Genomic DNA, 17,040 nt, shown 5'->3' with positions numbered 1-17,040 from the left:
CTCGCCTCACGCGGCGAGCAAGGGTTCCGTAACCTAAACCGAGTCCCTTCGATACAGCGAGGAGTCACGACCACAGTGACAACAGCTCCGCTACTCGGCCCCCACGGCGCTCGCCGGTCTCCCGACGAGCAGTACGGGACCCAGGACGTGCCCGCGGGACCGCCGCCGCGGAGTTCTCGCATCGCCGCTGCCGCGATCGATGCCCTTATCGTGCTGCTCCCGCTCTTCGTCGGCTGGTCGATCGTCGGCGCGCTCCGCGACGACAACGGTGGCGGCCAGGCGGACCGATTCGTGTTCGGCACGATCGCCGTGTGCGTCGCGCTGGCTCTGTTCGTCTGGAACCGCGGATACCGCGACGGCAACGAAGGCCAGAGCACCGGTCGACGTTGGATGGGCCTGACGCTGCGTGACAGCACCACGCACGGCCCGATCGGCGCGCGGCGTGCCCTCGGACGCCAGTTCCGCATAGGTGCTGCATCGTCCGAGGTGGTGCGTGACAAGGCGGCTGTCGCGGACGGGTTCGAGCCCATCCCCAAAGACGGTTCGGTCGCAGCCATTCGACGGCGGAGATTGCTCGGCTTGGCCGTCCTGGTCGCAGCTCTCGTGGCCGGGATACTCGCGAGCATCGCCATCGGTGCCCGGCCACTGACGTTCGCCGAGATCGCGCACGCCCTGCTGAATTCGACGGGCACCGACACCGACATCATCGTGCGCACGTTGCGGATTCCGCGCACGGTGCTCGCGCTGGTCGTCGGCATCGCGCTCGGTATCGCAGGTGCCCTCATCCAGGGCCACACGCGCAATCCGTTGGCCGACGCCAGCCTGCTCGGCCTCAATGCCGGAGCGGCGTTCTTCGTGGTGATGGCCATCTACCTGTTTCGGTTCACCTCACCGAGTCAGTACCTGTGGTTCGCGTTCGCCGGCTCTGCGGTGGCGAGCGTCGTCGTGTTCGGACTGTCGTCGATCGGATCGGGCAGATCCAGTCCGATCAATCTGGCCCTGGCCGGAGCGGGCGTCGCGTTCTTTCTCTCGGCGATGACCAACGCCGTCGTATTGCTCGATCAGACCAGCCTCGACGGCTACCGCTTCTGGGTGGTCGGATCGGTCGCAGGACGCGGCCTCGATGTGCTGTGGCAGGTATTGCCCTTCCTGGTGATCGGCGTTCTGATCGCACTCGCGAGCACTCCCGGCCTGAATGTCATGAGCCTCGGCGAGGACGTCGCACGCTCGCTCGGGACCAACATCGCGATCACCCGAACCGTCGGAATCCTCGCCATCACTCTGTTGACCGGCGCAGCGACTGCCGCGTGCGGACCCATTGCGTTCGTCGGCCTGGTCGTGCCCCACATCGCTCGGGCGGTGACGGGACCCGACTACCGCTGGCTGGTCCCCTACGCAGGACTCATGGGCGGAGTGATGCTGATGATCGCCGACGTCATCGGTCGCGTCGTGGTGCGCCCGGGCGAGCTACAGGTGGGCATCGTTCTGGCCCTGATCGGAGCGCCCTTCTTCATCGCCCTCGTTCGACGCAGAAAGCTGGTCGGCCTGTGACCGCCGACGTACGGTCCCCCGCACCCCCGTCCGGTACCGGCGCGGTTCGCACTCGGCCTCCGTTTCGCCTCGGCCCGATCTCGACCGTTCGACGGCCGCTGATGGTTCTGACCACCGCCCTGCTGGCCGTGGCCCTGGTGCTGGTCATGTGCGTCAACATCGGCCGCGGCGACTTTCCGCTGTCGATAGCTCAGGTCCTCGACGTGCTGCTCGGTGGTGGCTCGAGGATCGAGCGCTTCATCGTGATGGACCTGCGCCTGCCGCGATCTCTGACCGGTCTGCTGGTCGGAGCCGCACTCGGTATATCCGGGGCCATCACCCAGTCGATTTCCCGCAACGCGCTCGCCAGCCCCGACATCCTCGGTATCACCGCCGGTTCCAGTGCCGCAGCCGTCGCATTGATCGTGCTCGGCGGAGGCGGCAGCTTCAGCGGTCTGCTCGCTACTCTTGGCCTGCCACTCGCAGCCCTGATCGGCGGTCTGCTCACCGCAATCGCGATCTACACCCTCGCCTGGCGAAAAGGTGTCGACGGCTTCCGGCTCATTCTGGTGGGAATTGCCGTCAACGCCATGCTCACGGCCGTGATCGGCTGGCTACTGATCAGCGCCGACATCAACGACGTCTCGCGCGCTCAGGTCTGGCTCAACGGCTCGCTCAACGGTGCCAACTGGGCGTCGGTCTGGCCGGTCGCGGCGGCTGTCGTACTCGTCGGCGGTGGCACCGTCATCGCGACGTTCACCCTCGGCGCGCTACGCCTGGGTGACGACAACGCGCGATCGCTCGGCGTGCGCCTCCAACACAGCCAAGCCATGATGCTGCTCGCTGCTGTCGCGCTCGCGGCGATCGCCACCGCCGCGGCCGGACCCATCGGATTCGTAGCGCTGGCCGCCCCCCAGATCGCGCTGAGGATTCTGCGAACGCCGGGCCCGCCGATCATCGCCTCGGCACTCCTGGGTGGATTGTTGGTGGTGGCAAGCGATCTCATCGCGCGCACCATTCTGCCGGTGGAGCTCCCGGTCGGAATCGTCACCTCCGCCCTCGGTGGGCCCTTCCTGCTCTACCTTCTCGTTCGCAGTAATCGAAAGGCTTCCGTATGACAACCAGCCACACCTCGCGCCTGATCGCGGAAGACCTCAGCCTCGGTTACGGCGATCGCATCATCGTCGAGCACCTCGATCTCGAAATTCACACCGGTGTCATCACCACGGTCATCGGTCCCAACGGCTGCGGAAAATCGACCCTGCTTCGTTCGCTCGGCCGCCTGCTCAAGCCCAAGGCCGGAAGCGTCACGCTCGACGGCCGGGCGATCTCGTCGATGAAGACCAAGGAGGTGGCTCGCACCCTGGGAATGCTGCCTCAGGCACCGACCGCTCCCGAGGGGCTCACTGTCGCCGATCTGGTGTCGCGCGGTCGCCATCCGCACCAGTCGTGGATCCGGCAGTGGAGCTCGGACGACGAGGCCGAGGTGGCGAACGCGTTGGAACTGACCGGGGTCGCAGATCTCGCCGACCGACCCGTCGACGAACTGTCCGGCGGCCAACGGCAGCGCGCATGGATCTCGATGGCGCTGGCCCAGGGCACCGACATTCTGCTCCTCGACGAGCCGACCACCTACCTCGATCTGGCGCACTCCATCGAAGTCCTGGACCTCGTCGACCGGCTGCACGACGAACTCGGCCGCACCATCGTGATGGTGCTGCACGACCTCAACTTGGCAATTCGCTACAGCGACCGGTTGATCGTGATGAAGCAGGGACAGATCGTCACCTCGGGTCGGCCGCAGGACGTCATTTCCGAGCAGCTTCTGCTCGACGTCTTCGGCCTCGAAGCCGCCGTGATCGAGGACCCGATGTCCGATCGCCCACTCGTCGTTCCGATCGGCACCCGGCACGTGTACGGGTCGGTCGGCGGGCCGGTGAAGTCACTGCACCGTTCTGCTGCAGAACCGTTCACCACCAACTGACGAGCGGCGTCACCGCTCGATCATGGTGCGCACCAGCTTGAAGCCCTGACCGATCGACACGTCCGGCAGATATGCGCGGCCGATCGCGTTGCCGATACTGGGCAATGCGGCCGGATCCGCGAAGGTCATGTGCATCGGTTCGTAGCGAGGCTGGAACTTCGATTTGAACGCCAACAAGGAACGGAATCCATAGACGGGTTCGAGAGTGCGTCCGAGGACGTCGAGCAGCCGCTCCAACAGTCCCGAGAGCGTCGATTGCTCGGCACTGGCCACGTGTTCGGGTTGTTTCTCGTCGACTTTGGCCAGGGGTGCGCCCGAGAGACTGAGGAATCTGGCGCCCTCCTGCTCGAGCAGCAGAGCGGCCGATGCGATGAGGAATTCCATCGTGGGTCGAAACCCTTCGGATCGCCGTCTCATGAAATCGAGCGTCCATCCGACGATGGCTCCGTCCTCGTATACCGGCATCCACGAGGTCACGCCGTGCACGGTCCGTTGCTCGTCGACCGCGATCAGGCACCGCACGTTCTCGTCGTCGACCTCCTCGAGACCGCCGAGGGTGAAGCCCATCTCGGGCATGCCCTTGTCCGCGACCCACTCCTCCGAGATAGCAGTGATCTGGTCTGTGATCGCCAGCGGAGCAGAAGGAAAACGAATCCATTCTGCGACGACGCCGGCTTTTTTCGCTCTGTTCAGTGCAGTCCGCACATCCTGGAATCGTTTGCCGGTGAAGGCAATTCCGTCCAGGTCGAGAACCGTTTCCTCACCGACCTGGATTCCGCCCCAGCCGAGGGAATCGGTGATGCGGCGGACGTCGGGGGTGACGGAGTAGAAGCATGGAATCCAACCGTTCTTCGACGCGAACTCCGCGAAGTCGACGACGTTGTCCCGCAGGGACTCCCGTGGCCCGACGGGATCACCGGTGGTCAGAGCTACGCCGGAAATGACTCGGTAGGCGACATAGCTGGCGCCGTCCGGGCCGAACCAGTACTTGTTTCCGCGCCAGGTCGTCATCCACGACAGAGCCGACCCGCTGCTGGACATGAGCAATCCGCGCGCCCGTTCGACGGCGTCGGTCTCGGCGCCGTACACCGGGGTGAGGAAGGTACTGGCCGCAAGCACGCAGACCACCACCCAGAACACCACGCCGGTCCACTCGAAGAGCAAGGTCGTCGGGACGCTCTGCGGAAGCAGGGCGGGTTCGAGCCACTGCAGATAGACCGGGGGAATCAATCGTTGCGGGAAGTCCGCCAGTAACCCGCCGAAGGACGCCGAATCGGCGAAGCCGGCTCGGGCCAGATACCCACCGATCGAGTAGATCAGGGCGAGCCCCACCGACACCCCGATCACCGAGGCTGCCCATCGACGATAGGTGCCCGATGGCGCCGACACGTCGAAGAACTTTCGGGTGACGCCCAGGACCACCAATACGATCAGCGGCAGGAGGAACGGAACCACGGTGCGATATGCGGTCGGCGATTCGAGACCGTAGAACAGCGACTGGTCATCGCCCGCATCGAGAAACCGAACTGCGAAGTTGGCCAACGACAGTGCGAGCAGTATCAGTTGGGAAACCACCGCCAGTGCCCACGCGAAGCGTCTGCCCCGGCGGAGTCCGTCACTGACCACCAGCAAGAACAGCGACGGCATGATGCTCAGGATGGTCGGTCCGACTCCCCCGAGTCTGAGCTCGAGCAGACCACGACGGCATTCGACCGGGTCGGTGGTCGCGTCGGCGCAGATTTCGCGCACCTCGGCCGCCGTGTACGGCACCCCCCGCACTACATCACGAAGTACCGCGAACGGCCCGACAGCGTTGGGACTCAGGGCAGCCAGCACCGGGCCGAGGGCACTCGCGGCGACGATCAGCGCAACCAACACCCGACCTTCGCGTTGGGTACCCGCCAATCGAGGGCCGCGGGCCGATCGCCCGACGATCCATGGTCCGACAATCAGACCGATCACCGCCGCGGAGAGCCGAACGACGTCCTGCAGGTGCCCACCGAACAGAGCCAGCGTCACCAACAATGCGAGGACGCCGACCCGGATTCGCCTGCGCCACAGGGTGTCCATGCGCGAGGTCGCGACCAGGACCACACCGAAGATCCATGTTGTCGGGCCCACCGCGGTTCCGACGTGCAACCGGAAGCCCCAGTCCGCGTCGAAGGTCTTGGCCAGGGCCGCGAGACCGAGACCGAGCAGCGAGCCGGCCACCTGTGTCACCAATGCTGCGACGGCGAAGCGACGAGATCCGATACGACGCTCGATCGGTGCGGCGGCGAGCAGCACCCCGACTGTGGCCACCACACACCCGGCGATGTTGGGTGCCGCCAGACCCGAGGTGAGCGGGGTCCACAGGTGCCAGTGCTCGAACGGCATGATGCCCACGGCGAAGTACTTGTCCATCTCGCCCCGGTTGTCCACGACCGCAGCGACGATGCCCATCACCCAGACGACGGCGAGCAAGGTGAAACTCACCGGTGCTCCCACGGCACCGAACACGATGAGCGCCCACACCCGCCGAAGCTGGCGCACGACTGCAGACACACCCGACCTCAGGGATTCCGTGCGCTCGGACATCCACGACGGTTCGGCGGGCGTGGGTGGTTCGGCGTCCGCCGCAGACGGTCGTTCCGGATCGGTCACATTCACGACATCAACCCTGTTCTCGTTGCCAGCCATGGGAGCTCACGCCGGAGGCCTTCCGACCACACCGCGAAGCTGTGCCCGCCCGGTACCTCCACGTACTGCACGTCCATCCCGGCGGCCTTCGCCGCGGCGTACATCTCCTGTTGGCCCGGTTTGTAGTCCTTGTCGTCCGACCCCACGACGAAAATACCGGCAGAGTCGGGGTACCGACGTGATTTCAGCAGGTCGAGCGGGTTGACGGCGGTGAACGCAGCGGAATTACCACCGAAGGCCTCCTGCACCGTCCGATCTCGGTCACCGAGGGTGGGCTCACGCTGACCGGAGAGGTCGAGAAACGTGGGATAGATGTCGGGATGATTGGTCGCCATCTGAATCGAGCACGTTCCGCCGTACGACAATCCACCGATCGCCCAGTGAGCGCGATTGCGATCCACCTGAAGCGCGTTGTCGATCCAGTCGGGAACGTCGCGGGAGAGGTAGGTGTCCACGTTGCCGAGGGGTGAATCGACGCAGAGCGGATTCGCGATCGAGGACCCGGTTCCGTCCGCGACCACGACGACCGGCGCCAGGCCTGCATGGTCGCGGGCGAAATCGTCCATGGTCTCGGCGAGCTTTCCACCGTTGAGCCAGTCCTCGGGCGCACCCGGCTGCCCGGCCAGCAGCACCAGAACCGGCAGTAGCGGACGAGGATCGGCGAAGTACGCGGGCGGCAGGTAGATCTCGGCGTCTCGGGCCGAGAAGTTCGACGCGGTGGCCGGGATGGACGCCGACGTGATCCTTCCGGCCACCTGCAGATCCCGGGGTGCGGTCCAGACGGAGTCCAGCGGCGTGCCGGTGACGGTCTGCGCTACTTCGGCCGGAACGTCCGAGAACTGAATGCGGGCCGCGGATTCGACTCCGAGGGCGTTTCCCACTGTGGGGTAGGCGTCGAACTCGAGGTTGACGTGCAGGGCGGCAGCTGCCACCACGAGCACCGCTGCCGCCACAGTCGTCGACTTGCCCGCGATCCCACGGGCCGCGAACAGCCGGGGCACCACCACGAACAGCGCGGCGAGACCCACTCCGATCCACACGTAGATCGTGGTGGCTATCGGATCCGGGAACGGTCGCCACACCTTCTCGACCACCACGTACCCGACGGCCGTGACCACGATTGCAACCGTCGCGGCGATCGGCAGCGCACGTCTCGAGAATCGCCGCGACGACGAGACGACCAACCAGACGCCGCCGAGAGCCCCGAGCACCGACACGATCACCGGTACCGGGCCGTCGATCAACGACAGGGAATCGAACCAGTCCACGCTGTCGTCTCCGCTTCACTCGTCGAGAGTCGAGCCGAGGGCGGCACGATCACTGCACAGAATATTCACCTCGAGAGCCCTTCGGTCCAGGCCCGCCGATTCGATGATGCGCCATCTATGACCGAAACCACACCATCCTTACTACTACGAGTAGTACGCATCGGCGTCGGAGTAGCCGTAGACTCGGACGAATGGCTGGTCTTGGTGAACTAGAGCGCGCAGTGATGGACCATCTGTGGGAGTCGTCGGATCCCCAGACCGTTCGACAGGTCCACGAGGCGCTCGCGACGCATCGCGAACTCGCGTACACGACGGTGATGACCGTCCTGCAGCGGCTGGCGAAGAAGAAGTTGGTCGTCCAGCAACGCGACGACAGAGCGCACCGGTACGCGCCGTTGCACGGCCGCGACGAGTTGGTAGCAAGCCTCATGGTCGACGCTCTGTCGCAGGCACCGGCATCGGGTGGACGCGCAGCGGCTCTCGTGCACTTCGTCGGGCAGGTGGGGGCCGACGAGGCCGCCGCACTCCGTGAGGCACTTGCCGCGTTGGAAGTGGCACAATCGACTACAGAGTCCCCTTCGGCTGGAGATAGCCGTCCGAGGGACTGACGCTCGCCGTAGTAAGTGAGGACATGAACTCGACGACTGCCCTGGTTTTTGCGGTACTCGCGCTGATTCTGGCGGGGCCGGTTCCAGCGGTGCTCGCTCGGGCTACGTGGCCGTACCGGTCACCCCGCGCCGCCCTCGTGCTGTGGCAGGCAATTGCTCTCGCTGCTGTTCTCTCTGCATTCAGCTCCGGCCTCGCCATCGGCGGACTGCTGTTGGTTCCCGGTCCGGACGGCCGTCCGACGACGGCCCCGACCGACGAGATCGACGCACTGGGTCTCCCTCTGTGGATCCTCTACGTCGTCGTCCTCGCGATCACGCTCGGTATCGGCGCCAAACTGGTGTTCTCTGTCGTTCAGGTAGCGATCAGAACTCGCCGCCGCCGGTCCAGGCACCGCGTACTCGTAGATCTTCTGGATCGAAGTGACTTGGGCGAGAACCCTTTTCGTGGTCTTCGGGATGCCGACATTCGAGTGATCGACGCGGCCGAACCGATTGCGTACTGCTTGCCCGGTCTGCGCCAGCGGGTGGTCCTCAGTCGAGGAACACTGGCCAGCCTCTCCGAGGCAGAAGTGACCGCCATACTCAGTCACGAGCGGTCCCATCTTCGGGCCCGCCACGACCTGGTCCTCGAGGCGTTCACCGCGGTCAACGAAGCGTTTCCGCGGATCGTCCGAAGCAAATCCGCCCTCGGCAGCGTGCAATTGCTGGTCGAGCTGCTCGCAGACGATTCGGCGGTCAAGGTGACCGGCCCCACTCCGCTGGCCAGGGCACTGGTCACGTGTGCCGGGTCCACCGCACCGCGTGGTGCGATGGCGGCCGGTGGACCGCACACCCTGATCCGTGTTCAACGCTTGAGCGGACCGGGCAGCGATGTGCGCATCGCCGCGGCTGCCTACGCAGCGGCCGTGGTGATCCTCGTTCTCCCCACGATCTACGTCGCCATGCCGTGGCTGGAAGAACTGAGCAAGCTCGTCGGGTGAGTCTGCACGCGATCGGGGTCGCACAGGTCACATCGAATCGAGTCGAACAATTCGCGATACGTCCCGTACAGTAGAGACCGGTCGCCATCGCGACCTAGCAATCGAAATGGCACAAACAGCCCCACTTTATGCAGTTCTCAGCTGCATTCTGATGGCCAGGTGACAGTGCCCTGGCTCGTATCAATGTGTTCTGGCTGTTTTTCGTGTTTCCCGGTTCTTCGGGTGCTCTCAGCTTCGGGCTTATTGGCGTGCCCGTAATCCGGAGAGGCTTTACTGCGTGACCCACGCTGTTTCCAACACACCCGTTTCCACCACTTCCGACGCCACGGCAGTCCCGACGCCCGTAGCGGCACCGGCTTTCACCTTCGCCGATCTCGGACTGCCCGAGGCAGTCGTCGCCGCATTGGCGCGCAACTCGATCACCGTGCCCTCCCCCATCCAGGAGAAGGCGCTCCCCGACGCGATCGCCGGCAAGAACGTCCTCGGTCGCGCGCAGACAGGTTCGGGCAAGACCCTCGCCTTCGGCCTGCCGATTCTGCAACGCCTGTCGCTGCACACCGACCGACCGGCCGCGAAGCGCCCGCGTTCACTGGTGCTGGTTCCCACCCGCGAGCTCGCCTTCCAGGTCGTCGAATCTCTCGCTCCCTACGCCAATGCGCAGGGCCTGCGAGTCATGCCCGCCGTCGGCGGCACCCCGTTCAACAAGCAGGTCGAGCAGCTCCGACGCGGAGTCGACGTTCTCGTCGCCACCCCGGGCCGCCTCGCCGATCACCTTCGTCAGGGCACCTGCATCCTGGACTCCATCGAGATCACCGCTCTCGACGAGGCCGATCAGATGGCCGACATGGGCTTCCTGCCCGAGGTGCGTGCCGTCCTCGCCGACACTCCGGCAGACGGACAGCGCATGCTGTTCTCGGCAACCCTCGACCGTGAGGTTCAGTCGCTGGTTCGCCAGTTCCTGCCCGATCACGTCGAGCACTCCACCCAGGACGGCAAAGCCAGCGTCCGGACCATGGATCACTACGTACTCATGGTCGACCGGGGTCAGAAGGATCTTGTTCTCTCCGAGATCGGTGCCCGCGAAGGCGGCCGCACCATCATGTTCGCGCGTACCAAGCTGGGCTGCGACGGAATCACCGACCGTCTTCGTGCGCTCGGTATCGCCGCGGAGTCACTGCACGGTGGCAAGGCACAGAATCAGCGCACCCGCGTTCTCGAGCGCTTCAAGAACGGCCGTACCCCCGTTCTCGTCGCCACCGACGTCGCTGCTCGCGGAATCCACGTCGACGGTATCGACCTGGTCGTTCACGTCGACCCGCCCGCAGACCACAAGGACTACCTGCACCGCGCAGGACGCACAGCACGCGCCGGAGAAAAGGGCACCGTTGTCGCGATCGTGCTCCCCAACCAGCGTCGTCAGGTTCTGCGTCTGACCGGTATGGCCGGCGTCAAGGCCACCGCCGTCAACGTCTCGCCCGGTTCGGCCGAGCTGAACAGCATCACCGGGGCGAAGAAGCCGACCGGTGAGCCCCTGCGCGCCGAGTCCGCTCCCCGTGACCGGAACAGCCGTCCCGGCTACCAGGGATCGAACCCACGCAGCGGCGGCGGATACCAGGGCTCCAACCCGCGCAGCAGTGGCGGGTACCAGGGCTCGAACCCCCGCAGCAGTGGCGGCTACCAAGGCTCCAATCCGCGCAGCGGCGAGGGCTACCAAGGAGACCGTCCCCGCACCGGCTACCAGGGTTCGAACCCGCGTGGCGAGGGCTACCAGGGTTCCAATCCCCGCAGCGGCGGCGGCTACCAGGGCTCCAACCCGCGCAGCGGCGAGGGCTACCAGGGAGACCGTCCGCGTCGCTCGGACTCGAGCTCGTACCGTGGCTCCGACAACCGTCGTCCCGCGTCCGGTCCCCGCCAGGACGAGCACCGCTCCGGAGGCTTCCGCAGCCGCACGGAACGCCGTTCGTACGACGGTTTCGACGGTCCGGCTCGCAGCCACTGATCGGTTCGTCACCGTGAGGTCGTGATCCGACCGGAACTGCAACAACGGGTGCCGCATTCTTCGCGAATGCGGCACCCGTTGTCGTTCTGTCGAACTGGGTTCGACGCAGACCCGGGGGGTTGGCTCGCGCGAAATTGCTCGGCAGGGAAAGCTGTCTGTATGACCTCAGCAGCAGAACCGACAGAACTGGCTCAGATCGGAGTCACCGGACTCGCCGTCATGGGCTCCAACATCGCCCGCAACTTCGCGAACCACGGCCACACCGTCGCATTGCACAACCGCAGTGTCGCCAAGACCGATGCATTGATTTCCGAGCACGGCTCCGAAGGCACCTTCATCCGCACCGAAACCATCGAAGAGTTCGTCGCCGCCCTCGCGAAGCCGCGCCGAGTGCTCATCATGGTCAAGGCAGGCGACCCCACCGACGCGGTCATCGAGGAGCTTGCAGGCGCGATGGAGGAGGGCGACATCATCATCGACGGTGGCAACGCTCTCTACACCGACACCATTCGCCGCGAGGCGGCCATGAAGGAGCGCGGGCTGCTCTTCGTCGGTGCCGGCATCTCGGGCGGTGAAGAAGGCGCGCTCAACGGCCCGTCGATCATGCCGGGTGGTCCGGCCGAGTCCTACAAGGCACTCGGGCCGCTGCTGGAATCCATCGCGGCACAGGTCGACGGCACACCGTGCTGCACCCACATCGGACCCGACGGCTCCGGCCACTTCGTCAAGATGGTCCACAACGGCATCGAGTACGCCGACATGCAGTTGATCGGCGAGGCGTACAACCTGTTCCGCGACGCCCTCGGCTACACGCCTGCCCAGGTGGCGGACGTGTTCACCGAGTGGAACGACGGGGACCTCGAGAGCTACCTCGTCGAGATCACCGCCGAGGTGCTCCGCCAGGTCGACGCCAAGACCGGTCAGCCTCTCGTCGATGTGATCGTCGACGCTGCGGAACAGAAGGGCACCGGCCGGTGGACCGTCAAGGCGGCCCTGGATCTGGGTGTTCCCGTCACCGGTATCGCCGAGGCGGTGTTCGCTCGGGCGCTGTCGGGGTCACGGGCTCAGCGCAAGGCAGCCGTCGGACTCGCTTCGGGATCGCTTGCCGACAAGCCCACCGACGCGGAGCAGTTCACACACGACATCAGCCGGGCTCTGTACGCATCGAAGATCGTCGCCTACGCGCAGGGCTTCGACCAGATCGCGGCGGGCAGTGCGGAATACGACTGGAACTTGCACCCCGGTGACCTCGCCACCATCTGGCGTGGTGGGTGCATCATCCGCGCTCGGTTCCTCGATCGCATCAAGGATGCATACGAGGACAACGCCGAACTTCCCAGCTTGATCCTGGCTCCGTACTTTCGTGATGCCATCGAGAACGCCATCGACAGCTGGCGCCGGGTCGTCATCACCGCGGCCTCGCTGGGCATTCCGGTGCCGGCGTTCGCGTCCTCGCTCTCCTACTACGACGCATTGCGGGCAGAGCGTCTACCGGCCGCTCTGACGCAGGGACAGCGGGACTTCTTCGGGGCGCACACCTACGAGCGAACCGACTCGGAAGGCAAGTTCCACACTCTGTGGAGTGGCGATCGTTCCGAGGTCGAAGCCTGACCCACCGTTGTCCATCGGGGGCGCTGCGTGCAGTACGCAGCGCCCCCGATGCACGACCGGGAATTCGGTCAGATGGGCACCGGCCCGAGGACCGGTTGGACCACCGTCGACGGGATGCCCTCCCAGGGCAACGAACCTTCCAGATCCATCCACACCGCCTGCACGGCGCTGAAGCAGCCCTTGCCGTACACGTCGGATGCCGTGTACAGGATGTCGGCACATTCCGGTACATCGATCGTGAACAACTCGAATCCTGCTGCTGAGCAACCGATTCCGGCTTCGAGTTCCAGCATCCCCGAAGCCACCGACGCGCCGAGCGCGTTCAGTATCCGAGAGGACTCGGTCGGCCCACGCCCCGTCAGGACTATTTCCGGACTCCCGAAGTCGGTGAGGCCGACGGTGTAACAGAACGCCGGGTGGATACCCTCCCGGTCGACCTCGGATTCCACGTACTGCAGAGCCCACCCGAATTGCTCCATGGTGCGCCTGACGTCACCGATGTACTCGTCGACGCCGAAGCCTTGACACATCTTGCACATAGTTCCCCCACCCTCTGCGTGCGATCGCCCCCTCGGCAATCGCGATGTCGAACGCGACTCGAACGTGCGTTCTACACGGAGTATCGCGTCGGGTACCGACAAGAAAATTCCGACGCGTGATCGACGCAGCGGTAGGGTCACAGCCATGCCGGGTCAATCCGTTCGATCGTTCGCAGACCTGGGACTGCCTGTGGTTCTCGTCCACTCGCTCAGGAAAGCGGGTGTCGCCGAGCCGTTTCCGATTCAGTCCGCAACCCTGCCCGATGCGCTTGCCGGTCGCGACGTACTCGGACGTGCTCCGACCGGGTCGGGGAAAACGCTGGCGTTCGGGCTCCCGCTTCTCGTTCGGCTTGCCGGCCGTCGCAGCGAGCCCGGTGCACCGCGCGGACTGGTATTGGCACCCACTCGTGAATTGGCGCTCCAGATCCACGAAGTCCTCGACGTCCACGGTGCGACGTTCGGCCTGCGCAGCGTCGGTGTGGTCGGCGGGGTTCCGCTCGAGCGCAACGTCCGGGAGATTCAGCGCGGAATCGACATCGTGGTCGCCACCCCCGGTCGTCTCAACGACCTGCTCGAGCGACGTTCGATCGCTCTGGATCGCGTGGAGGTGACGGTAATCGACGAGGCGGATCGCATGGTCGACATGGGATTTCTGCCTCAGATCGAGTCGCTTCTCGGCGCGACACCGGCCGTCGGCCAGCGGTTGCTGTTCTCGGCGACCCTGGACGAGGACATCGACCGTCTGGTCGAGAAGTTCCTGACCGATCCGGCCGAGCATTCCACAGCGGAGTCGATCAGTGAGCCCGACATTGCGCACTACGTGTTGAGGATCGACGCTGCACGCAAGACCGACGTAGCGGCCGCACTTGCCAACAGAGACGGTCGCACGTTGTTGTTCGTCCGCACGACCCATGCGGTCGATCGGCTCACCGACGAGTGTCGACGGTTGGGTGTATCGGTATCGTCGTTGCACGGCAACAAGACTCAGGCGCATCGAACCCGTTCGCTCGCCACTTTCGGGGACGGCGAATCGACTGCGCTGATCGCGACCGACGTCGCAGCCCGGGGGGTACACGTCGACGACGTCACCCTCGTGGTGCACGTCGACCCTCCGCTGGACTCCAAGGACTACGTGCATCGCGCAGGCCGCACTGCACGCGCCGGTGCCAGCGGAATCGTCGTGACGCTGGCAACCGACGAACAGGTCGATCACGTGCGCACCATGGCCGACGATGCCGGTGTCTCGGCAACGGTGGTCGATACCGAGACCGATCCCACCTCCTGGCGTCGATTGACCGGCGCGCGCACCCCCATCGGCAGGCCGCTGCCACCTCAGGCAGCGGAACCACCGCCGCCGCGTGGTTCACGACGCGGCGCAGGCCCCGTCCGCCACGAGCGGAGCGGCCGGGCCGGGGGTAGGCGGGGCGGAAACAGAGGACGGCGCGGGTGACCGCCTCGTGGCTGTCTGTCGCGCTCGCCCTGGTGTCGGCATTCCTGTTCGCCTGCGCGTCGGTGGCACAGCAGAGCGCCGCAGCCTCGGTTCCCGAGGGGACGTCGTTGTTCTCGGCGCTGATACGGAGTCCGCGATGGTGGGTGGGCGTACTCGGTGACGGCGGCGGCTTTGCGGTGCAGATCGCTGCGCTCTGGGTCGGTTCGGTTCTCGTCGTGCAGCCCTTGCTCGTGACTGCCCTGCTGTTCGCACTCCCGATGTCGGCGAAACTGGCGGGCCGTGCATTGCCTGGTTCCACATGGGCGCTCGCTGTCCTGCTGGCCGCCGCCCTTGCGGTGTTCATCGTCGTCGGTGATCCCAGCGAGGGCACTACCGACGCCCCTCTCTCCGACTGGATCGTGCCGCTGATCGGCGCCGCTGTCGTGATCGGCAGCGCTGCCGTGGTCGGCCTGCTGGTGAGCAATCCCGGCGCGCGAGCCCTGCTGCTCGGGGCTGCGGGAGGTCTGCTGTTCGGTCTGGCTGCGGCTCTGACGAAGTTCGTCACCGATCTCGTCGAGAGCGACCTGCTCGGAGCACTGGCTGCCTGGCAGACCTACGCGCTGGTGGGATCAGGAGTTCTCGGGTTCTATCTGCAACAGCGCGCATTTCAGGTCGGGCCGCTGTCGGCGTCACTGCCGGCCGTCACGATCGGCGAGCCTCTCGGTGCGGCGTTCATCGGCATCACGGTCCTGGACGAGCGAATCAGAACCGAGGGGCTGCACTCCCCACCATTGCCGTGGCGGTGTCCGTCATGCTCGTCACGACGATTCTGCTGTCGCGGACCCAGGCGTCGACGCGCATCGAATCGGAGTCGGTGGCCGGGGCGTCGGCACCGTCGGCTGCGCCCGACCGGTAGTCTCGATCAACGTGCAGTTCCTCGATGGTCATCATCCGCCCTACGACCTCACCTACGACGATGTCTTCCTCGTCCCCAGCCGAACCGACGTCACGTCGCGGTTCGATGTCGACCTCGGTACGGTCGACGGCTCGGGAACGACGATCCCGATCGTGGTGTCCAACATGACCGCTGTGTCGGGCCGACGGATGGCCGAGACCGTCGCACGCCGCGGAGCGATCGCCGTGATCCCGCAGGACCTCCCCACCGAGGCCGTGGCCGAGACCGTCGCATTCGTCAAGAGTCGTGACCTGATCGCGGACACACCTGTCGTCCTCGGCCCCAACGCGTCCGTGTCCGACGCCCTGGCGCTGGTGCACAAGCGCGCACACGGATCGGTCGTGATCGTCGAACACGGCAAGCCCATCGGAGTCGTCACCGAGAGCGCCTGCACCGACGTCGACCGATTCGCCCGGCTCAGTTCCGTGGCGTCCGACGACTTCGTCCGCGTCCCCCGCCATGCGTCCCCCAAGGAAGTGTTCGAGCAGATCGAGGCAGCACATGCACACCTCGCCGTCGTCGTCGAGGACGACGGCACGCTGGCGGGTGTCGTGACCAGGACCGGCGCGGTTCGGACCGGTATCTACGCACCTGCAGTCGATGCGTCGGGGCGGCTGAGAATCGCGGCGGCCGTCGGCATCAACGGCAACGTGGCGGAGAAGGCGACTGCGCTGGTCGAGGCCGGTGCCGACGTGCTCGTGATGGACACCGCGCACGGGCATCAGGAGAAGATGCTCGAAGCCCTCGCTGCTGTACGCTCCCTCGATCTCGGCGTTCCCCTGGCGGCCGGCAACGTGGTGTCTGCGCAGGGCACGCGCGATCTGGTGCAGGCGGGCGCGGACATCGTCAAGGTCGGCGTCGGTCCAGGAGCGATGTGCACGACGCGAATGATGACCGGCGTCGGACGCCCGCAGTTCTCGGCTGTCGCCGATTGTTCCGCTGCTGCAGCCGAACTCGGTGCTTCGGTGTGGGCCGACGGCGGTGTGCGCCACCCGCGTGACGTTGCGTTGGCACTGGCTGCCGGTGCTGCGAACGTCATGATCGGGTCGTGGTTCGCCGGCACCTACGAGTCCCCCGGCGACCTGCGTGTCGACGCGTCCGGCAATCGGTACAAAGAGAGCTTCGGCATGGCGTCCAAGCGAGCCGTTGCCGCGCGTACCGCCACCGACGGAGCGTTCGACCGGGCTCGCAAGGCCTTGTTCGAGGAAGGAATCTCCAGTTCTCGGATGCGCCTCGATCCCGATCGGCCCGGTGTCGAGGATCTGATCGACCACATCTGCGCCGGAGTTCGCAGCACCTGCACGTATGCCGGAGCCCGTTCCCTGCCGGAGTTGGCCGAACGAGCAGTTCTGGGAGTTCAATCCGCGGCCGGATTCGCCGAGGGACGGCCCCTGCCCTCCGGGTGGTGACGGGCACGCACGGTTAGACTCTCCTACAGCAGACACAGCAGTTCGCGCG

Annotated in this window: 12 protein-coding genes and 1 pseudogene; 10 read left to right on the top strand and 3 right to left on the bottom strand. The window is 65.8% G+C overall.

Annotated elements, in window-relative coordinates; all coding sequences use genetic code 11:
- The first annotated feature begins 75 nt into the window (after positions 1-75).
- The 3 genes from AABD04_RS11800 (at position 76) to AABD04_RS11790 (ending at position 3,514) form a co-directional block, all read left to right on the top strand.
- Positions 76-1,551 carry a FecCD family ABC transporter permease gene (locus AABD04_RS11800; RefSeq protein ID WP_341441285.1) on the top strand — a complete coding sequence of 492 codons (1,476 nt, stop codon included), beginning with the start codon at positions 76-78 and terminating at the stop codon, positions 1,549-1,551.
- A 101-nt stretch (positions 1,552-1,652) separates the two neighbouring features.
- Positions 1,653-2,648 carry a FecCD family ABC transporter permease gene (locus AABD04_RS11795; RefSeq protein ID WP_341443020.1) on the top strand — a complete coding sequence of 332 codons (996 nt, stop codon included), beginning with the start codon at positions 1,653-1,655 and terminating at the stop codon, positions 2,646-2,648.
- Positions 2,645-3,514, top strand: coding sequence for an ABC transporter ATP-binding protein (locus tag AABD04_RS11790; protein ID WP_341441284.1), 870 nt, complete (start codon positions 2,645-2,647; stop codon positions 3,512-3,514). The genes AABD04_RS11795 and AABD04_RS11790 overlap by 4 nt, the downstream gene beginning before the upstream one ends.
- A 9-nt stretch (positions 3,515-3,523) precedes the next feature.
- Here AABD04_RS11790 and AABD04_RS11785 read toward each other — a convergent pair whose 3' ends face one another.
- Both AABD04_RS11785 and AABD04_RS11780 read right to left on the bottom strand, forming a co-directional pair.
- Complete coding sequence (locus AABD04_RS11785) at positions 3,524-6,091, bottom strand: bifunctional lysylphosphatidylglycerol flippase/synthetase MprF (RefSeq protein WP_341443019.1); 2,568 nt, start codon at positions 6,089-6,091, stop codon at positions 3,524-3,526.
- Positions 6,092-6,159: 68 nt separating this feature from the next.
- Positions 6,160-7,461 carry an alpha/beta hydrolase gene (locus AABD04_RS11780; RefSeq protein ID WP_341441283.1) on the bottom strand — a complete coding sequence of 434 codons (1,302 nt, stop codon included), beginning with the start codon at positions 7,459-7,461 and terminating at the stop codon, positions 6,160-6,162.
- Positions 7,462-7,652: 191 nt separating this feature from the next.
- Between AABD04_RS11780 and AABD04_RS11775 the strand changes: the two genes are divergently transcribed.
- The 4 genes from AABD04_RS11775 to gndA all read left to right on the top strand — a co-directional run bounded on the left by AABD04_RS11775 (position 7,653) and on the right by gndA (position 12,659).
- Positions 7,653-8,069: a BlaI/MecI/CopY family transcriptional regulator gene (locus AABD04_RS11775; RefSeq protein ID WP_243596178.1), complete on the top strand. Its 417-nt coding sequence runs from the start codon at positions 7,653-7,655 to the stop codon at positions 8,067-8,069.
- A gap of 23 nt (positions 8,070-8,092) precedes the next feature.
- A complete protein-coding gene (locus AABD04_RS11770) occupies positions 8,093-9,049 on the top strand; it encodes a M56 family metallopeptidase (protein ID WP_341441282.1) in 957 nt (318 codons plus the stop codon).
- A 277-nt stretch (positions 9,050-9,326) separates the two neighbouring features.
- Positions 9,327-11,048: a DEAD/DEAH box helicase gene (locus AABD04_RS11765; RefSeq protein WP_374230318.1), complete on the top strand. Its 1,722-nt coding sequence runs from the start codon at positions 9,327-9,329 to the stop codon at positions 11,046-11,048.
- 159 nt (positions 11,049-11,207) lie between these two features.
- The gene (gndA, locus tag AABD04_RS11760) at positions 11,208-12,659 is read left to right on the top strand and encodes an NADP-dependent phosphogluconate dehydrogenase (RefSeq protein WP_341441281.1); all 1,452 of its coding nucleotides are present in this window, start codon (positions 11,208-11,210) and stop codon (positions 12,657-12,659) included.
- A gap of 68 nt (positions 12,660-12,727) precedes the next feature.
- On the opposite strand, the gene AABD04_RS11755 is transcribed toward gndA, so the two are convergent.
- Positions 12,728-13,198: a DUF4262 domain-containing protein gene (locus tag AABD04_RS11755; RefSeq protein WP_243596175.1), complete on the bottom strand. Its 471-nt coding sequence runs from the start codon at positions 13,196-13,198 to the stop codon at positions 12,728-12,730.
- 145 nt (positions 13,199-13,343) lie between these two features.
- Here AABD04_RS11755 and AABD04_RS11750 point away from each other — a divergent pair, with 145 nt between their 5' ends.
- From AABD04_RS11750 to guaB1, 3 genes and pseudogenes are all read left to right on the top strand, one after another.
- Positions 13,344-14,648, top strand: a complete 1,305-nt coding sequence (locus AABD04_RS11750) for a DEAD/DEAH box helicase (RefSeq protein WP_341441280.1) — start codon at positions 13,344-13,346, stop codon at positions 14,646-14,648.
- A pseudogene (locus AABD04_RS11745) lies at positions 14,645-15,543 on the top strand (DMT family transporter). The gene AABD04_RS11750 and the pseudogene AABD04_RS11745 overlap by 4 nt, the downstream one beginning before the upstream one ends.
- An 11-nt stretch (positions 15,544-15,554) precedes the next feature.
- A complete protein-coding gene (guaB1, locus tag AABD04_RS11740) occupies positions 15,555-16,991 on the top strand; it encodes a GMP reductase (RefSeq protein ID WP_341441279.1) in 1,437 nt (478 codons plus the stop codon).
- Positions 16,992-17,040: the final 49 nt, after the last annotated feature.

The organism is Rhodococcoides navarretei, from assembly GCF_038069675.1.
Lineage (GTDB): Bacteria > Actinomycetota > Actinomycetes > Mycobacteriales > Mycobacteriaceae > Rhodococcoides > Rhodococcoides navarretei.
Note: the sequence above shows the minus strand (reverse complement) of the source record. Positions and strands in the feature narration are given on the sequence as shown.